Here is a 929-nt window from a genome sequence, read left to right on the forward strand (position 1 = left end):
AAAGCCGTACGTAAGGTTGCCATTATCGGCGGTAACCGTATCCCGTTTGCCCGTTCCAACTCCGCCTATGTTGATACCAGCAACCAGGACATGCTGACTGCTGCCATCGACGGTCTGGTGGATCGTTTCAAGCTGCACGGCGAGAAAATCGACGAAGTGGCTGCCGGTGCAGTCATGAAGCACGCCCGTGACTTCAACCTGGTGCGCGAATGCGTGCTGGGTTCCAAGCTGGCCCCGGAAACCCCGGCCTATGACCTGCAGCAAGCCTGCGGCACCGGCCTGGAAGCGGCCATCCTGGTGGCTAACAAGATCGCCCTGGGGCAAATCGATTGCGCCATAGCTGGCGGTGTGGATACCACTTCTGACGCGCCCCTGGGTGTGAACGAAGACGCCCGCAAGGTGTTCATGGCTCTGAACCGTGCCAAGACCAACGGCGAGCGCGCCAAGCTGGGCCTGAAGCTGCTCAACCCGAAATCCCTGATGCCCGACATCCCCAAGAACGGCGAGCCGCGCACCGGCCTGTCCATGGGCGAGCACCAGGCACTCACCGCCAAGGAGTGGGGCATTGCCCGCGAAGATCAGGACGAGCTGGCGTGGAAATCCCACCAGAACCTGGCCAAGTCCTATGAAGATGGCTGGCAGGATGACCTGATCACTCCTTTCAAGGGTCTGGAACGCGACAACAACATGCGCGGTGATTCCACCCTGGAAAAACTGGCTACCCTGAAGCCTTGCTTCGGCGGCCCGGACGGCACCATGACCCCGGCCAACTCCACCCCGCTGACCGACGGTGCCTCCACGGTACTGCTGGCCACCGAAGAGTGGGCCAAAGAGCGTGGCCTGCCGGTACTGGCCTACCTGACCATCGGTGAAGCCGCTGCCGTGGACTTCATCGGCAAGAAAGAAGGCCTGCTGATGGCCCCGGCCTA

The 929-nt window shown here is 61.8% G+C and carries 1 protein-coding gene; it reads left to right on the forward strand.

Annotation, left to right across the window (positions count from 1 at the left end):
- Positions 1–929 (forward strand): acetyl-CoA C-acyltransferase (locus B3Q33_RS01885; protein ID WP_286826669.1); only part of this gene is annotated, 929 nt, incomplete at both ends.

Source organism: Alcanivorax sp. UBA3183, assembly GCF_002364155.1.
GTDB lineage: Bacteria > Pseudomonadota > Gammaproteobacteria > Pseudomonadales > Alcanivoracaceae > Alcanivorax > Alcanivorax jadensis.